Consider the following 16,817-nt stretch of genomic DNA (forward strand, 5'->3'; position numbering starts at 1 on the left):
TCAGGTTTCCAGTAACGTACGGGCAACGGCCTGCAGTTTACGAGTGAGCGGGCCCGGCGACCAGTTTAGCGCGGCTACGCCACACACGGGCCAAATGCCGTAAACGCTATTGCAAACAAATACTTCATCCGCTTGCTCAAGCGCCTCGAACGACAGGTCGCAGACGTGTGCCGCAATACCCAGCAGCGGGGCCTGTTCCAGCAGTGCGGCACGCATCACGCCCGCCACGCCACAACGGCTAAGGTCGGCGGTAAGCAGCACGCCATCACGCACCAGAAACAGATTGCTGTATACCCCTTCGATCACCCTGCCCTGCGCGTCACGCATCAGGCCTTCGGCATGGACGCTGTCCTGCCATTCGGCACGGGCCAGCACCTGCTCCAGGCGGTTAAGGTGTTTGAGGCCAGCCAGCAGTGGTTGTTCCCCAAGCCGGGTCTGGCAGGGGAACAACCGCACACCATGCTCAGCATGCTCGACAGGATAACGGGGTAATGGGCTGCCTTGCAGGATACGCCGCGGCGCTGCATCGACAGCTGGCGCATAGCCACGCTGGCTATCGCCACGGGTAAGGATAAGTTTGACGACACCCTCACCCAGCTGGCTGGCGTAACGCAGCAACTCGTCGCGCACCAGCGCCAGGTCGGTGTTGATCGCCAAGCGCTGGCAGCCCAGCGCCAGGCGTGCAAGGTGGCCGTCCAGCAAGCTGGGCCGGGCACCTCGCACGGCGATGGTTTCGAACAGGCCATCGCCGTAGGCCAGGCCGCGGTTCTGCAGGTTGAGTGCAGTCGCCGGCTGGCCGTCGATCCAGCTGTGCATCAGTCGGCAAACCGGCGGAATACCAGCGAGCCGTTGGTGCCGCCAAAGCCGAACGAGTTGGACAGCACCACGTCGATCGGCATGCTGCGCGCCTGGTGGGGAACGAAGTCGAGGTCACACCCTTCGTCCGGCTCGTCCAGGTTGATGGTCGGTGGGGCCATCTGGCTATTGATTGCCAGCACGCTGAAGATCGCTTCCACCGCGCCCGCGGCGCCCAGCAAGTGGCCCGTCATCGACTTGGTCGAGCTGACCGCCAGCTTGTAGGCATGCTCGCCGAACACGCGCTTGATCGCCGCCACTTCGGCCACATCGCCCGCCGGGGTAGAAGTGCCGTGGGCGTTGATGTAGCTGACGTCTTCCGGCTGGATACCGGCATCGCGCAAAGCGTTGGCCATGCAGCGGGCAGCGCCCTCGCCAGAGTCGGGTGGCGAGGTCATGTGGTAGGCGTCGCCGCTCATGCCAAAGCCAACCAGCTCGGCATAGATAGTCGCACCGCGGGCCTTGGCGTGCTCCAGCTCCTCGAGCACCAGGGCTCCGGCACCGTCGGACAATACAAAGCCGTCACGACCCTTGTCCCACGGGCGGCTGGCCCGGCTGGGTTCATCGTTGCGGGTAGACAGTGCGCGCGAAGCGCCAAAACCGCCCATGCCCAGACCACAAGCGGCCATCTCGGCGCCACCTGCGATCATCACGTCAGCCTCACCGTAGGCGATATTGCGCGCGGCCATGCCGATGCAATGGGTGCCAGTGGTGCACGCAGTGGCGATGGCATAGTTCGGCCCTTGCAGACCCAGGTGGATCGACAGGAAACCGGAGATCATGTTGATGATCGAACCCGGCACGAAGAACGGCGAAATGCGGCGCGGCCCTGAATCGTGCAGGGTGCGGCTGGTTTCTTCGATGTTGGTCAGACCACCGATACCCGAGCCCATGGCCACGCCAATACGCTCGCGGTTGGCATCGGTGACCTCCAGGCCGGCATTACGCACGGCCTGGAAACCAGCCGCCAGGCCGTACTGGATGAACAGGTCGAGCTTGCGGGCCTCTTTGGCCGACAGGTACTGCTCAACCTCGAAGCCTTTCACCGAGCCGCCAAAACGGGTGGAGTAGGCAGACAGGTCCGTGTGTTCGATCGGACCGATGCCACTGCGGCCAGCCAGAATGCCCTGCCAGGTGCTCGGTACATCGGTACCCAGTGGCGACAGCATACCCATACCGGTGACCACGACGCGTCTACGCGACACAGTACTCTCCTTTTCTAATAACAGAGTCTCTTGCCATTGCATTCAAGTGCTGGAATGAAATGGCAACAAGCTCTTGGTGCGCGGTGAACGAAGCCGCCTGATAAATGCGAGGCGCTCGCAAAGAAAAAACCGCACGCCGGCGAAGGCAGTGCGGTTTTCCCCGACAAGAAACGTCGACTGTCGCGTCTTAGGCCTGGTGGGCTTTGACGTAGTCGATGGCAGCTTGAACGGTAGTGATCTTCTCGGCTTCTTCGTCAGGGATTTCGGTCTCGAATTCCTCTTCCAGAGCCATCACCAGTTCAACGGTGTCAAGCGAATCGGCACCCAGGTCATCGACGAAGGACTTAGTCTCAGTCACTTCTTCTTCCTTGACGCCCAGTTGCTCGGCGACGATTTTCTTGACGCGTTCTTCGATGGTGCTCATACCTAGTTTTCACTCCTAATGGATATATGTCAGGCAGCTGGCCGGTGGCTAATTTTATAGAAAGACGTTCGCTTTTCAAGCTAAACGCACCTTCAGGCTAGTCACCACACCCGCTGCCTGGAATCTGGTTGCAGCTTTATAACGGATTTTAGGCTCGCAGTATGACTCTTTTTTTACGAAACCCGTCACATTGAGTTGCAGTATTACATGTACATCCCGCCGTTGACCGGCACGGTAGCGCCGGTCACGTAGGCGGCGCCGTCGGACGCCAGGAACGAAACCACCTTGGCAATTTCGTCAGCCTGGCCCAGGCGGCCCAGCGGAATCTGGGTCTGCAGGGCTTCGCGCTGAGCTTCTGGCAGCTCGCGGGTCATGTCGGTATCAATGAAGCCCGGGGTCACCGAGTTGACGGTGATGCCACGCGAACCCACTTCACGCGCCAGGGCGCGACTGAAGCCTTCCAGACCGGCCTTGGCCGCCGCGTAGTTGGCCTGACCTGCGTTACCCATGGCACCGACGACCGAGCCGATGCTGATGATACGACCCCAACGTGCCTTGGTCATGCCACGCAGCACGCCCTTGGACAGACGGTAGAGGCTGTTGAGGTTGGTGTCGATGACATCGAACCACTCGTCGTCTTTCATGCGCAGCATGAGGTTGTCGCGGGTGATACCGGCGTTGTTGACCAGGATGGCCGGCGCACCGAACTGCTCGCCAATGGCGGCCAGCACGGCTTCAACCGATTCGGCGCTGGTCACGTTCAGCTCCATGCCGGTGCCGGTGATGCCGTGTTCTTTCAGGGTGGCAGCGATGCGCTCGGCGCCGGACGCCGAAGTGGCGGTACCGATCACGGTCGCGCCCTGGCGGCCCAGCTCGAGGGCGATGGCCTGGCCAATGCCACGGCTGGCGCCGGTAACCAGTGCAACTTTACCTTGCAGGCTCATGCAAGCTTCTCCAAATCAGGCCAGTGCCGCGCGGGTGGCAGCAACGGCGTCAGGGGTGTTGAGGTTGTAGGTGGTCACGCCGTCGGCGCAACGCTTGTTAAGGCCAGCCAGGACCTTGCCCGGGCCACACTCGACCAGGTTGACCGCACCGTTGGCGGCCAGGGTCTGCACGCACTCGACCCAGCGTACCGGCTGGTACAGCTGTGCCAGCAGGTCGTGCTTGAGAGCATCGAGGTCGGCAGCGACGGCGGCAGTGACGTTCTGCACCACCGGAATCTGCGGGGCCTTCCATTCGATGGCATTGACCGATTCGGCAAAGCGCTCGGCGGCTGGCTTCATCAGGGCGCAGTGCGACGGGACGCTCACCGCCAGTGGCAGGGCGCGCTTGGCACCTTTGGCCTTGCACAGCTCCATGGCGCGGTCTACCGCCGCCTTGTTACCGGCGATGACCACCTGACCAGGCGAGTTGAAGTTCACGGCGCTGACCACTTCATCTTCAGCAGCTTCGGCGCAGAGTTGCACGACCACAGCATCGTCCAGGCCGAGAATGGCAGCCATGGCGCCGTGACCGGCCGGTACGGCTTCCTGCATCAGCTGACCGCGGCGCTCGACCAGGCGAACGGCATCTTTCAGGCTGATGCTGCCAGCGGCGACCAGGGCGCTGTATTCACCCAGGCTGTGCCCGGAAACGAAGGCAGGCTTGGCACCACCCTCTTCCAGCCACAGGCGCCACAGTGCGATGGACGCAGTAAGGATTGCCGGCTGGGTCTTGTCGGTCTGGTTGAGTTGCTCTTCCGGGCCGTCCTGGACCAGCTTCCACAGGTCGTAGCCGAGCGCTTCGGACGCTTCCTTGAAGGTTTCGATGATCACTGGCTTCTCGGCGCCGAGCTCGGCGAGCATGCCCAGCGACTGGGAACCTTGACCGGGAAAGACGAATGCGAGGGATGCAGACATTGAACAAGCCCTTATGATCTTGTCGTCGGATAGTGTGCGCCAGGCCCGAGGCCAGGCGCGGAATCTGAAAACTTGGATGGAAACATAGACCAAGCGGTCACATTTAAGCACTTCATCGGCGAAATGCCTAAGGCAACAGATCTTCAAGGCGGCCGTGCAGCCGCTGCGGCAGGTTTTCCTGAATTTCGATCAGCGCCCGCTGGATGGCACTCTGAAACCCCTGCACGCCCGCCGAGCCATGACTCTTGATGACGATACCCTGCAGCCCCAGGAAGCTCGCCCCATTGTGCCGCGCCGGCGCCAGGTCGGCCTGCAGACGCTTGAGCAGCGGCATGGCAACGGCCCCGGCAACGCGGGCAAAAGCACCGCCCTTGAACAGTTTTTCGATGCGCGCACCAATCATCGTCGCCAGGCCCTCGCTGGACTTGAGCAGTATGTTGCCGACAAAACCGTCGCACACCACCACGTCTGCCTCACCCCGGTACAGGCCATCCCCTTCGACGAAACCGACATAGTTGAGGCCGCGGGCGTTCTGCAACAGCGTGGCAGCCAGCTTGACCTGCTGGTTACCCTTGATGTCCTCGGTACCGATATTCAACAGCGCCACGCGTGGCCGATGCACACCCAGGGCCTGAGCGGCCACCGAGCCCATTACCGCGAACTGGTAGAGGTTTTCGGCACTGCAGTCGACATTCGCGCCCAGATCGAGCAGTTGGCAGTAACCCGCCTGGGTCGGGATCGCCGCCACCATGGCCGGCCGGTCGATACCCGGCAGGGTCTTGAGCACGAAGCGCGACAACGCCATCAGCGCCCCGGTATTGCCGGCACTGACACAGGCCTGGGCTTTTCCGTCGCGCACCAGTTCGAGGGCGATGCGCATCGACGAATCCGGCTTGCCGCGCAACGCCTGGGATGGCCGCTCGTCCATGCCGACTACCTCACTGGCGGCGACAATCTGCAGGCGCGCGCGATCCGCAGCTGGCAGGCCACTGACGAGATCTTCAAGGAGGGAGGGTTGACCGACGAGGGTCAGATGAAGCGAGGGGGTAGCCGAAAGGCAGGCAATGCTAGCCTGGACAATGCTGCGGGGACCGAAGTCCCCGCCCATTGCGTCGATCGCGATGACCTGAGCGGACAAGGATTACTCGTCAGCGCCCTTGTCGACCACTTTACGACCACGGTATACGCCTTCTGGCGAAACGTGGTGACGCAGGTGAACTTCACCGGTGGTTTTCTCTACCGACAGCGCGTTTTCCGACAGGGCGTCGTGCGAACGGCGCATGTCACGGGCAGAGCGGGATTTTTTGTTCTGCTGAACAGCCATAATTGATTAACTCCTAAACGTTTGGGTCACGCTTTAACTGCGCCAAAACACTGAACGGGTTGGACCGCGATACCTCGTCCTTGCTCGATTCGGGCTCGTCTGCGCCCGCCGGCTGCTGGCATTCTTCCGGATGATGAGCAGGCACGATTGGCAAGGCGAGCAAAAGCTCCTCCTCGACCAATGCCTGCAGATCCAAAGGATCTTCGCCCAGTTCCAGCACGTCATAGCCTTTCGGCAACGACTGGGTATTCGCACCCTCCTTCACCACGGCGTATGTACATTCGCTGTGGATCGGTAGGGTGACCAGCTCAAGACAACGCTGGCAAACCATCTTGACTTCGACGTCCAGCTCGCTGTGGATAACCACCACGTGCTGTTCATCTCGTTCAAAATCGAACTTCGCCTGCACCGTACCGACATTGTCGGAAAGCGGGTCGCAGAGTCTTTCCAAATCAGCGAGTTGCAGCGAACCGTTAAGGGTTACGCCACGATCGGCTAATTTGCGCGGGTCAACGTGAGGTGGAATCGGGTCATTCAACATAGGCGCAGCATTCTAGGGATGCCCCCCGCCCCTGTCAAAGGAAATTAGGCGGCATCGTGCGTGATAGAATTGGTTCAACCGAACCCGGAGTCTACCATGCTTCCTTTGTTACTGGCTTCCAGCTCTGCCTATCGCCGCGAACTGCTCGCACGCCTGCACCTGCCCTTCACCTGGGCAAGCCCCGATATAGACGAGCAACGCCTGGATGGCGAACCGCCCGTAGAGCTGGTGCGCCGGCTGGCCAGGCAAAAGGCCGAGGCATTGGCAGGCAGCCACCCCAGACACCTGATCATAGGCTCGGACCAGGTTGCGGTATTGGGCGAGCAGGTGCTGGGCAAGCCGCATACGTTCGAGCGCGCTTGCGAGCAACTGCTGGAGTGTAGCGGGCAGCAGGTGAGCTTTCTTACCGGGCTGGCACTGCTGAACAGCGCCACCGGGCAATGCCAGGTGGATTGCGTGCCTTTTACCGTGACACTGCGTGAACTGAGCAGGGAGCAGGTCGAGCGTTACGTGGCAGCAGAACAGCCGCTGGATTGCGCAGGGAGTTTCAAGGCGGAGGGGCTGGGGGTGAGCTTGTTCCAGAGCACGCACGGGTGCGACGCGACCAGCCTGATCGGGCTGCCGCTGATTCGGCTGGTGGATATGCTGACCAAGGAAGGGGTGATGGTTCCGTAACCTGGCTGGGGATTTGGGCGCCCGGCAGATCGAGCGCCGCCCGGGAGGGTGAACGATCGGGGATATTGGACGGCGGGTCCGGCCTATTCGCGGGTAAACCCGCTCCTACAACGGGCGTGGCGACACCACCTCATGCCTGCGAATGCGATGGTGCTGCGACGGTGAATGGCCAGGGATATTGGCCGGCAGGCCTGGCCTATTCGCGGGTAAACCCGCGCCTACAACGCACCGCTGGGCACCCTGATCGATGAGCGAGCCTGCGCGCAATGCGCCGCGCAGGCGGCGCTTGATCTGCCAGACACCACAAAAACTGCGACGAACTCAACGCAACTGCGGCCCCTGGAACCCCATCCACATCGCCAGGTGCTCAGCCACGCTGGCACCCACGCGCTTGGAGAAGCGATCGAAAGGCGACTCCTGAACGGTGAAGTCAACCAACTCCTTCTCGCCCACGATCTCACGCGCCACATAGCTGGCACTGCCCAAGCCATCCACCAGCCCCAGCACCTTGGCCTGCTCACCCGACCAGATCAGGCCGCTGAACAACTCCGGGTGCTCCTTATCCTTCAGGCGCTCACCCCGCCCCTGCTTGACCATGGCGATGAACTGCCGGTGCGTGGTATCCAGCACACCCTGCCAGAACCGGGTCTCTTCTGGTTTTTCCGGCGAAAACGGATCAAGGAACGCCTTGTGCTCACCCGATGTATAGGCACGGCGCTCGACCCCTAGCTTCTCCATGGTGCCAACAAAGCCATAACCCGCCGCCGTCACCCCAATGGACCCCACCAGGCTGGCCTTGTCGGCATAGATCTCGTCCGCCGCACTGGCGATGTAATAGGCACCGGAAGCACCAAGGTCAGCGATCACCGCATACAGCTTGATGGCGGGATATTCGGCACGCAGGCGACGGATTTCGTCATACACGTAACCCGCTTGCACCGGGCTGCCACCCGGGCTATTGATGCGCATCACCACAGCCTTGGTCTTGTCGTCCTTGAACGCTTCGCGCAGGCTCTTGACGATGTTATCGGCGCTGGCAGCCTCCTGATCGGCAATCACCCCGCGCACCTCGACTAGCGCGGTATGGCTGGCACTGCGCGAAGCGGCCTTGTCCATGTCCATCAGCGGCGAGAACAACGCCAGAATGCCGAACAGGTAGACGAAGGTCAGCAGCTTGAAGAAGATCCCCCAGCGCCGCGACCGTCGCTGCTCCTGCACGCTGGCCAGCAAGGTCTTTTCCAGCAGCTTCCAGCTGTTGCGCTCTTCGCGCTCCCCGGGCTCGGCCTCAGGGGCTTTCCATTCGTCTGCCATGCTTACCTACCTTGGAAGTGGAATTGCGGAACCACCCAGCCACTCGCGCAACTGGGAAAAGTGATCGATGCATACCTGCGGGCCAAACTCGGCCAGCGCCTGCAGCGACATGGCACCATAGCCAACCGCCACCGAATGCATGCCGGCATTGCTGGCCATCTGCAGGTCGAATGCCGAATCTCCGACCATCAGCGCACGCGACGGTTCGACGCCACAATGCCCGAGGATTTCCTCAAGCATCAGCGGGTGTGGCTTGCCACGGGTCTCGTCAGCCGCGCGGGTGATGTCGAAGAACCGCTCCCAGCCATTGGCCTTGAGCACCCGATCCAGCCCGCGACGGGCCTTGCCGGTGGCCACCGCCAGGCGGTAACCCTCGGCGCGAAAGGCATCCAGCGACTCGACCACGCCATCGAACAACGGCGAAGGTTGCTGATCCAGCGCAACGTAGACATCAGCATAGTGCTGGCGGAAGCTGGCAACCTCTGCAGGCGCCAGGTGCGGGTACAGGGTGTGGATCGCCTCGTCCAAGGCCAGACCGATGATACCCTTGACCGCAGCGTCGCTGCTCTGCGCCTCGCCGGCACGCTCTGCGGCGACATTCATGGCCTCGACGATACGCCCAATGGAATCGGCCAGGGTGCCATCCCAGTCGAAGATCAGTAGCTCATAGCCTTTTTTCATGGATCAGGACGCACTCAGACGTTCAACGGTTTTCGCCCAGACCTCATCCACAGGCGCCTCGAGCTTCAATTCACCACCGTCCGGCAGCGGTACAGTCAACGCATAGGCATGCAGAAACAGGCGCTTGCCGCCCAACTCGCGAATTTCCCGGCTGAAGTCTTCGTCGCCGTATTTGCTGTCGCCAGCGATCATGTGCCCGGCATGCAGGGTGTGCACGCGGATCTGATGGGTACGACCGGTTATCGGGCGCGCCTCGACGATGGTGGCAAAGTCACCAAAACGGCGCAGGACGCGAAACAGGGTCAGCGCCTCCTTGCCTTCATCGTTCACTTCGACCATGCGCTCGCCGGAACGCAGGTTGCTCTTGAGCAACGGCGCGTTGACCTGCTTTTTCGAGGTTGGCCAATGGCCGCGCACCAGCGCCATATAGCGCTTGTCGACACCATCACCGCGCAGGGCGGCATGCAGGTGACGCAGCATGCTGCGCTTCTTGGCGATCATCAACAGGCCAGACGTGTCGCGATCCAGGCGGTGCACCAGCTCCAGCTCCTTGGCGTCCGGGCGCAACTGGCGCAGCGCCTCGATCACCCCGAAGCTCAGGCCACTGCCGCCGTGCACGGCAATGCCGGCCGGCTTGTTCATCACGATAAGCGCTTTGTCCTCGTAGACAATGGCGGCTTCCAGACGCTGCAGTAGGCCTTGGGCCACCGGTGCCGGTTCGTCTCGTTCCGGCAAGCGGACGGGCGGGACCCGCACGATGTCGCCGGCCTGGATCTTGTACTCCGGCTTGACGCGGCCCTTGTTGACCCTCACCTCACCCTTGCGCAGGATGCGGTAGACCAGTGTCTTGGGCACGCCCTTGAGGGCCGTGATGAGGAAATTATCGATGCGTTGGCCGGCAAGCTCCGGCGCGACTTCGATCAGCTGAACGCCGGAAGTCGGAGGGGTATTGGTCGTCATTGCGAGATCATAACAATTTTTTATGGAATTGAAGCACTTAATCATTGCTGCTATAGTCGCGAACGCCGCCAAAAGCGGCAGGCCAGCGGCACCAGGCTCTTTGCCGGTCCCTGACCTTCGCAATTCTCCAGGACGCGAGGCCGTCCTACGGGGTTTTCGCCAGTTTACCGAAATGCCTGGAATCGCCACCAGCGCCGTGTAGAGAAGACCGAAAAAAAACGACAAGTGCGGTGTTTCACCTGCTTACCCGATTCTTTTCGCTGCACCTCTGCCCGCGAGTCGCTTCCACGCATCGCCCGGCGAATGCTTCGGAAATACCTGCCTTGGACATGAATGGCGCCAGCGCAGAACCAGCGCTGGCGAAAAATGCAACCCGTTGCGGATTCAGCGCGCGGCAGCACCCGAATTATCAGGGATACGTGCAGGGTGGAGATGCACAGCCCTCGGACCGTGTAGCACCGCGTCCGGCCACCAGCCCACTGACGGCTGGTGAGCGGATAAGGTCCTGAACAGATGCCCTCCGGGCGTCCACGGCTGACGGTTGATTCCTCCTCCTGACTGAGTGCACAAGGCCCGCTTGGTTGATTCGGATACCTATTCGAAGCCACCGGGGCCTTGTTGGCACCGCAGCAAACAGGACGCGTCGTCGCGACAACGGCAGGCTGGGCAACCGGCTGGTGCCGAACGTCGCTCGACACGGGGGTGGCCCGGCCACCCTTTGCGCACCTTGGCACCGACCATGAGACGTCGTGTGTGCCGAACGCCGTTTCCGGCAGCCCGGAAACCGACGGTACAACATGAAAAGAATGCTGATTAACGCGACTCAACCCGAAGAGTTGCGTGTAGCCCTGGTGGACGGCCAACGTCTCTACGACCTGGACATCGAGTCCGGCGCGCGCGAGCAGAAAAAGGCCAACATCTACAAAGGCAAGATCACCCGCATCGAACCCAGCCTCGAAGCTGCCTTCGTCGACTTCGGTTCCGAACGTCACGGCTTCCTGCCGCTGAAAGAAATCTCCCGCGAGTACTTCAAGAAGGCCCCTGAAGGCCGGGTCAACATCAAGGAAGTGCTCAGCGAAGGCCAGGAAGTCATCGTTCAGGTCGAGAAGGAAGAGCGCGGCAACAAAGGCGCCGCCCTCACCACCTTTATCAGCCTGGCCGGCCGCTACCTGGTGCTGATGCCCAACAACCCGCGTGCCGGTGGCATCTCGCGCCGCATCGAAGGCGAAGAGCGCAACGAACTGCGCGAAGCCCTGAACGGCCTGACCGTACCGGGCGATATGGGCCTGATCGTGCGCACTGCCGGCCTTGGCCGCAGCAGCGAAGAAATGCAGTGGGACCTGGATTACCTGCTGCAGCTGTGGACCGCCATCAAGGAAGCGTCCCTGGACCGCGCCGCGCCATTCCTGATCTACCAGGAAAGCAACGTCATCATCCGCGCCATCCGCGACTACCTGCGTCAGGACATCGGCGAAGTGCTGATCGACAGCATCGACGCCCAGGAAGAAGCGCTGACCTTCATCCGCCAGGTGATGCCGCAGTACGCCAGCAAGGTCAAGCTGTACGAAGACAGCGTGCCGCTGTTCAACCGCTTCCAGATCGAAAGCCAGATCGAGACCGCCTTCCAGCGCGTGGTCGACCTGCCGTCCGGCGGTTCGATCGTGATCGACCCGACCGAAGCCCTGGTGTCCATCGATATCAACTCGGCGCGCGCCACCAAAGGCAGCGACATCGAAGAAACCGCCCTGCAGACCAACCTGGAAGCGGCCGAGGAAATCGCCCGCCAGCTGCGCCTGCGTGACATCGGCGGCCTGATCGTCATCGACTTCATCGACATGACCCCGGCGAAGAACCAGCGCGCCGTTGAAGAGCGCGTGCGTGAATGCCTGGAAGCCGACCGCGCCCGCGTCCAGGTAGGCCGCATCTCGCGCTTCGGCCTGCTGGAAATGTCCCGTCAGCGCCTGCGCCCATCGCTGGGCGAAAGCAGCGGCATCGTCTGCCCACGCTGCTCCGGCACCGGCATCATCCGTGACGTCGAATCGCTGTCGCTGGCCATCCTGCGCCTGATCGAAGAAGAAGCCCTGAAGGACCGCACCGCCGAAGTACGTGCTCAAGTGCCGATCCCGGTAGCCGCGTTCCTGCTGAACGAAAAGCGTAACTCGATCACCAAGATCGAGCTGCGCACCCGTGCGCGCATCATCATCCTGCCGAACGACCACCTGGAGACCCCGCACTTCGAAGTCCAGCGCCTGCGCGACGACAACCCTGAAGTGCTGAACAACCAGTCCAGCTACGAAATCGCCGCCGCCGAAGCCGAAGAAGCGCCGCAACCGACCGCCACCCGCACCCTAGTACGCCAGGAAGCCGCAGTGAAAACGGCCCCGGCCCGCGCCAACGCACCGGTACCGGCCGCCGCTGAAGAGCCCCAGGCTGCCGCGCCGGTCGCCCCTGCCCCGAGCGCTCCGGAGCCAAGCCTGTTCAAAGGCCTGGTGAAGTCGCTGGTGAGCCTGTTCGCCGGCAAGGACGAGCCTGCCGCCGCGCCAGTGGCTCCCGCCGCCGAAAAACCGGCTGCCGAGCGCAGCCCGCGCAACGAAGAACGCCGCAACGGCCGCCAGCAAAGCCGCAACCGCAACGGCCGCCGCGACGAAGAACGCAAGCCGCGTGAAGAGCGTGCCGAGCGCGCACCGCGTGAAGAGCGTGCACCGCGCGAGGAACGCGCCCCACGCGAAGAGCGTGCGCCGCGTGAGGAACGTGCCCCACGTGAAGAGCGTGCACCGCGTGAAGAACGTGCGCCGCGCCAGCCACGCGAAGACCGCCGTGGCAACCGCGGCGAAGAGCGCGTTCGCGAACTGCGCGAGCCGCTGGACGCTACCCCGCCAGCCGAACGCGAAGAGCGCCAGCCACGTGAAGAACGTGTAGCCCGCGAAGAGCGTGCTCCACGTGAAGAACGCGCACCGCGTGAAGAGCGTGCTCCACGTGAAGAACGGGCACCGCGTGAAGAACGCACCCCTCGCGAAGAACGTGCTCCACGTGAAGAACGCGCCCCTCGCGAAGAACGTGCTCCACGTGAAGAACGCGCACCGCGCGAAGAGCGTGCTCCACGCGAAGAACGCGCCCCGCGCCCACCACGCGAAGAGCGCCAACCACGCGCTGCCGAAGAAGCAACCGAACAGGCAGCCGAGCTGGCCGAAGAGCAACTGCCAGGCGAAGAGCTGCTGCAAGACGAGCAGGAAGGCACCGATGGCGAGCGCCCGCGCCGCCGCTCCCGTGGCCAGCGTCGTCGCAGCAACCGTCGTGAGCGTCAGCGCAATGCCAATGGCGAGCTGATCGACGGCAGTGAAGAAGAAGGCAGTGAAGAGCAGCCACAACAGCACCAGGCCACCGAGCTGGGTGCCGAACTGGCTGCTGGCCTTGCCGTGACGGCTGCTGTCGCCACCAGCAACATCAGCTCGGACGCAGAAGCCCAGGCTAACCAGCAGGCCGAGCGTGCTACCGCCGAAGTCGCTGCCGTTGCAGAAACCGACAACAGCGAAGCCGCCCAAGCGGTCGAGCAGGTCGAAGCGGCCACCAAAGCTGAAGAAGCGTCCGTGGCCCCAGCGGTCGAGCAGCCGGTCACCGAGCCAGTGGCCGCAGCCGAGGCAACTGCCGAGCCTGTGGTTGAAATGGCCCCGCAGCCTGTCGCTGAAGATGCACCTGCTGTTGAGCCGGTCGTGGTTGCAGAAACCGTGGTCACTGAAACCCCGGCAGAAGCCCCAGCGGTAGAAGTCGGTGAAATCGAACAGGCCCCGGCCGTGGTCGAAGTCGCTCCGGTTGCCGTGCAGCCTGCCCCGGTTGTCGAAGCCCAGCCAGAAGTAGTGGCCGAGCCTGCACCGGCACCTGCAGTGGTCGAACCTGCCACTGTCATGCTGGCCAACGGCCGCGCACCGAACGACCCACGTGAAGTGCGTCGCCGTAAGCGCGAGGCCGAGGCTGCTGCCAAAGCCGCACAGGAAGCTGCTGCAGCTTCCCAGGAACCAGCCTTGGAAACCGCCGATGAGCACAAACCTCATCACGGCTGATAGCCAAAGCTGAATGAAAAAGCCCCGCCAGTGCGAACTGGCGGGGCTTTTTTTGGTTTGCCTGACGGGCCTCTTCGCGGGTAAACCCGCTCCTACACGGCGACCTGTGTCCAACCCCCGATGTGTGTCCACCACCGATCAGGTGTAGGAGCGGGTTTACCTGCGAATACGGTGGCGGCGTCAACAGTGAACGGCGGGTGGAGATTGGCCAGCAGGACCGGCCCTTTCGCGGGTAAACCCGCTCCTACACGACGGCCTGTGCCCAACCACCGACCTGTGTCCACCACCAATCCGGTGTAGGAGCGGGTTTACCCGCGAATACGGTGGCAGCGTCAACAGTGAACGGCGGGTGGAAATTGGCCACCAGGCCCGGCCTCTTCGCGGGTAAACCCGCTCCTACGGGAGGTTCACAGCCGGCAAATCAGTAAAGATTAGGCTCCATCTCCAGCTCAACCCCAAACCGCTCGAAGATATCCGCCTGAATCTTGCGCGCCAGCGCATGCATCTGCGCCCCGCTCGCCTGGCCATAGTTGACCAGCACCAGCGACTGCAAGCGATGCACGCCAGCATCACCCTCACGATGGCCCTTCCAGCCCGCCTGCTCGATCAACCAGCCCGCCGCCAGTTTCACCTGGCCATCAGCCTGTGGGTATGCCACGACACCGGGATACTGCGCACGAATACGCTCGACCAGATCAGCCGTTACCACCGGGTTCTTGAAGAAGCTCCCGGCATTGCCCAGCTCTGCCGGATCTGGCAGCTTCTCGCGGCGAATGCTGCAGATTGCATCACTGATCGCTTGCGCGGTCAGCTCGATCACACCCCGCTCAGACAGGCGTTGGCGCACCGGGCCGTAATCCAGATGAGCGTGCAGGGTGCGGGTCAGGGCAAAGCGCACCCGCAGGATCAACCAGCGGCCGGGGTTGCGCTTGAAAAGGCTGTCGCGATAGGCGAAAGCGCATTCTGCCAAACCGAAGTCACGCAGCTCGCCCGTCTCACGGTCCAGGGCTGTCAGCCCGGCGAATACGTCCTTGATCTCCACCCCGTATGCGCCCACGTTCTGCATCGGCGCAGCACCGACGGTGCCGGGGATCAGGCTGAGGTTCTCCAACCCGCAATAGCCCTGCGCCAGCGTCCACTGCACAAACGCGTGCCACGGCTCACCGGCCTCGGCCTCGACCACGATACGCTCGCCATCGTCACTGAGCACACGCCGACCGCGGCTGGCCATGTGCAGCACCAGTGCATCGATATCGCGGGTCAGCAGCAGGTTGCTGCCACCCCCGATCACCAGTACCGGCAAGCCCCTTTGCTGTGCCTGGCCCAGCGCCTGACGCACCTGCTGGTCGTCCTGCACCTGGCTGAAATAGCGCGCCTTCACGTCGATGCCGAAGGTATTGTAAGGCTTGAGCGATACCCGCTCCTGCCACTGCACGGTCATAGACGCCCCTTGATTTCCAGTACCAGCGCCTGGCAAGCCGCTTCCACCAGATCCAGCACCTGCTCGAAGCCGTCGGCTCCACCGTAGTACGGGTCTGGCACTTCATCCAGGGCTGCACCGTAGCGGCGCAGGAACAGGTCGAGTTCGCCCACTGCCGTGGACGGGCGCAGGGTGCGCAGATCGCGCAGGTTGTGCTCATCCATGGCCAACACCAGGTCGTATTCGGCGAAGTGCGATGCCTTGACCTGTTGGGCGCGTTGCTGCGACAGATCGTAACCGCGCGCCAGCGCCGCCTTGCAGGTGCGGCTGTCTGGCGCCTTGCCGACATGCCAATCGCCGGTGCCGGCAGAAGCCACCTGCACCTTGTCGGCGAGCCCGGCGGCCTGCAATTGATGGCGCAGCACGCCTTCGGCGGTGGGCGAGCGGCAGATGTTGCCCAGGCACACGAACAGGACGCGCATCAGGCCTCCAGCAAGCGCCGTACGCGCTCCAGATCCTCAGGGGTGTCGACACCCACGGCAGGCGCCTCGATGGCGTCCTCGATGTGAATGCGTACGCCGTGCCACAGGGCACGCAGCTGCTCCAGCGCTTCAGCCTGCTCGAGCCAGCATGGGCCCCAGCTGACAAAGTCGTGCAGGAAGCCGACACGGTAGGCGTACATGCCAATATGGCGGCGATATGGCACCCCTTCCGGCAGCACGTCGCGGGCCTTGGCGAAGGTATCGCGGGCCCAGGGCAGCGGCGCCCGGCTGAACGTCAGAGCCAGGCCGTTCTTGTCACTCACTACCTTGACCGCGTTAGGGTTGAACACGGTTTCCGGCTCATGGATCGGCTCGGCCAGGGTGGCGATACCCGCTTCCGGATGCGCAGCCAGGTTGGCCGCCACCTGGTCGATGATCACCGGCGGGATCAGCGGCTCGTCGCCCTGCACGTTGACCACGATGGCGTCAGCCGGCAAACCGAGGTACGCGGCCACTTCGGCCAGGCGGTCAGTGCCCGATTCATGATCGGCACGGGTCATCAGCACTTCGGCGCCGAAGGCCTGGCAGGCTTCAAGGATGCTGGTGTCGTCGGTGGCGATGACCACACGGCTGGCACCGCTCTTGCGGGCCTGCTCCCACACATGTTGCACCATCGGCTTGCCGGCAATCAGCAGCAGCGGTTTGCCTGGCAGGCGGGTGGAGCGCAGCCGGGCGGGGATTACTACCGTAAATTCCAGGCTCATTTGTCAAGACGCTCGTCGTCGGTCAGGGTGCGTGCCTCGCTTTCCAGCATGACCGGGATACCGTCGCGAATCGGGTAGGCCAGGCCAGCGCCTTTGCTGATCAGCTCGGTCTTGTCGGCGCTCAGCTTGAGCGGGCCCTTGGTGATCGGGCAGGCCAGGATATCGAGCAGTTTGGTGTCCATTGGAGGCTTCCTTTAGGCCAGGTGGCCGGAAATTGAA

Annotated in this window: 17 protein-coding genes; 2 read left to right on the forward strand and 15 right to left on the reverse strand. The window is 62.8% G+C overall.

Annotated elements, in window-relative coordinates:
- The 8 genes from pabC to N5D53_RS09475 form a co-directional block, all read right to left on the reverse strand.
- Entirely contained in the window at positions 1-816 is an 816-nt protein-coding gene (gene pabC / locus N5D53_RS09440) for an aminodeoxychorismate lyase (RefSeq protein WP_012053291.1), read from the reverse strand.
- Positions 816-2,060, reverse strand: coding sequence for a beta-ketoacyl-ACP synthase II (fabF, locus tag N5D53_RS09445; RefSeq protein WP_003247162.1), 1,245 nt, complete (start codon positions 2,058-2,060; stop codon positions 816-818). The genes pabC and fabF overlap by 1 nt, the downstream gene beginning before the upstream one ends.
- Before the next feature lie 187 nt (positions 2,061-2,247).
- Positions 2,248-2,484, reverse strand: a complete 237-nt coding sequence (gene acpP, locus N5D53_RS09450) for an acyl carrier protein (protein ID WP_003247161.1) — start codon at positions 2,482-2,484, stop codon at positions 2,248-2,250.
- A gap of 203 nt (positions 2,485-2,687) precedes the next feature.
- A complete protein-coding gene (fabG, locus tag N5D53_RS09455; RefSeq protein WP_003247160.1) occupies positions 2,688-3,428 on the reverse strand; it encodes a 3-oxoacyl-ACP reductase FabG in 741 nt (246 codons plus the stop codon).
- Positions 3,429-3,443: 15 nt separating this feature from the next.
- A complete protein-coding gene (fabD, locus tag N5D53_RS09460; RefSeq protein WP_190870098.1) occupies positions 3,444-4,382 on the reverse strand; it encodes an ACP S-malonyltransferase in 939 nt (312 codons plus the stop codon).
- Between the two features lie 127 nt (positions 4,383-4,509).
- Entirely contained in the window at positions 4,510-5,520 is a 1,011-nt protein-coding gene (plsX, locus tag N5D53_RS09465) for a phosphate acyltransferase PlsX (protein ID WP_104962283.1), read from the reverse strand.
- 3 nt (positions 5,521-5,523) lie between these two features.
- Positions 5,524-5,706: a 50S ribosomal protein L32 gene (gene rpmF, locus N5D53_RS09470; protein WP_003247154.1), complete on the reverse strand. Its 183-nt coding sequence runs from the start codon at positions 5,704-5,706 to the stop codon at positions 5,524-5,526.
- 13 nt (positions 5,707-5,719) lie between these two features.
- Positions 5,720-6,247, reverse strand: coding sequence for a YceD family protein (locus N5D53_RS09475; RefSeq protein WP_010952934.1), 528 nt, complete (start codon positions 6,245-6,247; stop codon positions 5,720-5,722).
- 96 nt (positions 6,248-6,343) lie between these two features.
- Between N5D53_RS09475 and N5D53_RS09480 the strand changes: the two genes are divergently transcribed.
- On the forward strand, positions 6,344-6,922 hold the full coding sequence (locus N5D53_RS09480) for a nucleoside triphosphate pyrophosphatase (protein WP_049586855.1): 579 nt from the start codon (positions 6,344-6,346) through the stop codon (positions 6,920-6,922).
- 321 nt (positions 6,923-7,243) lie between these two features.
- On the opposite strand, the gene N5D53_RS09485 is transcribed toward N5D53_RS09480, so the two are convergent.
- The 3 genes from N5D53_RS09485 to rluC are packed head-to-tail and all read right to left on the reverse strand — an operon-like array spanning position 7,244 to position 9,874.
- A complete protein-coding gene (locus N5D53_RS09485) occupies positions 7,244-8,233 on the reverse strand; it encodes a S49 family peptidase (RefSeq protein WP_266022988.1) in 990 nt (329 codons plus the stop codon).
- Between the two features lie 6 nt (positions 8,234-8,239).
- Positions 8,240-8,914: an HAD family hydrolase gene (locus tag N5D53_RS09490; RefSeq protein WP_010952931.1), complete on the reverse strand. Its 675-nt coding sequence runs from the start codon at positions 8,912-8,914 to the stop codon at positions 8,240-8,242.
- Between the two features lie 3 nt (positions 8,915-8,917).
- On the reverse strand, positions 8,918-9,874 hold the full coding sequence (gene rluC / locus N5D53_RS09495) for a 23S rRNA pseudouridine(955/2504/2580) synthase RluC (protein ID WP_003247149.1): 957 nt from the start codon (positions 9,872-9,874) through the stop codon (positions 8,918-8,920).
- Positions 9,875-10,671: 797 nt separating this feature from the next.
- Here rluC and rne point away from each other — a divergent pair.
- Positions 10,672-13,932 (forward strand): ribonuclease E, encoded by a 3,261-nt coding sequence (gene rne / locus N5D53_RS09500; protein WP_190870097.1) that lies wholly within the window; start codon positions 10,672-10,674, stop codon positions 13,930-13,932.
- Positions 13,933-14,353: 421 nt separating this feature from the next.
- On the opposite strand, the gene murB is transcribed toward rne, so the two are convergent.
- Genes murB through N5D53_RS09520 form a run of 4 tightly spaced genes read right to left on the reverse strand, consistent with a single transcriptional unit; the run spans position 14,354 to position 16,780 of the window.
- Positions 14,354-15,373 carry a UDP-N-acetylmuramate dehydrogenase gene (murB, locus tag N5D53_RS09505; RefSeq protein ID WP_121161938.1) on the reverse strand — a complete coding sequence of 340 codons (1,020 nt, stop codon included), beginning with the start codon at positions 15,371-15,373 and terminating at the stop codon, positions 14,354-14,356.
- Positions 15,370-15,834: a low molecular weight protein-tyrosine-phosphatase gene (locus N5D53_RS09510; protein WP_121161940.1), complete on the reverse strand. Its 465-nt coding sequence runs from the start codon at positions 15,832-15,834 to the stop codon at positions 15,370-15,372. The genes murB and N5D53_RS09510 overlap by 4 nt, the downstream gene beginning before the upstream one ends.
- Positions 15,834-16,598, reverse strand: a complete 765-nt coding sequence (gene kdsB / locus N5D53_RS09515; RefSeq protein WP_003247143.1) for a 3-deoxy-manno-octulosonate cytidylyltransferase — start codon at positions 16,596-16,598, stop codon at positions 15,834-15,836. The genes N5D53_RS09510 and kdsB overlap by 1 nt, the downstream gene beginning before the upstream one ends.
- Entirely contained in the window at positions 16,595-16,780 is a 186-nt protein-coding gene (locus tag N5D53_RS09520; protein ID WP_003247142.1) for a Trm112 family protein, read from the reverse strand. The genes kdsB and N5D53_RS09520 overlap by 4 nt, the downstream gene beginning before the upstream one ends.
- Between the last annotated feature and the right edge of the window lie 37 nt (positions 16,781-16,817).

Source organism: Pseudomonas sp. GD03862 (assembly GCF_029840855.1).
GTDB lineage: Bacteria > Pseudomonadota > Gammaproteobacteria > Pseudomonadales > Pseudomonadaceae > Aquipseudomonas > Aquipseudomonas alloputida.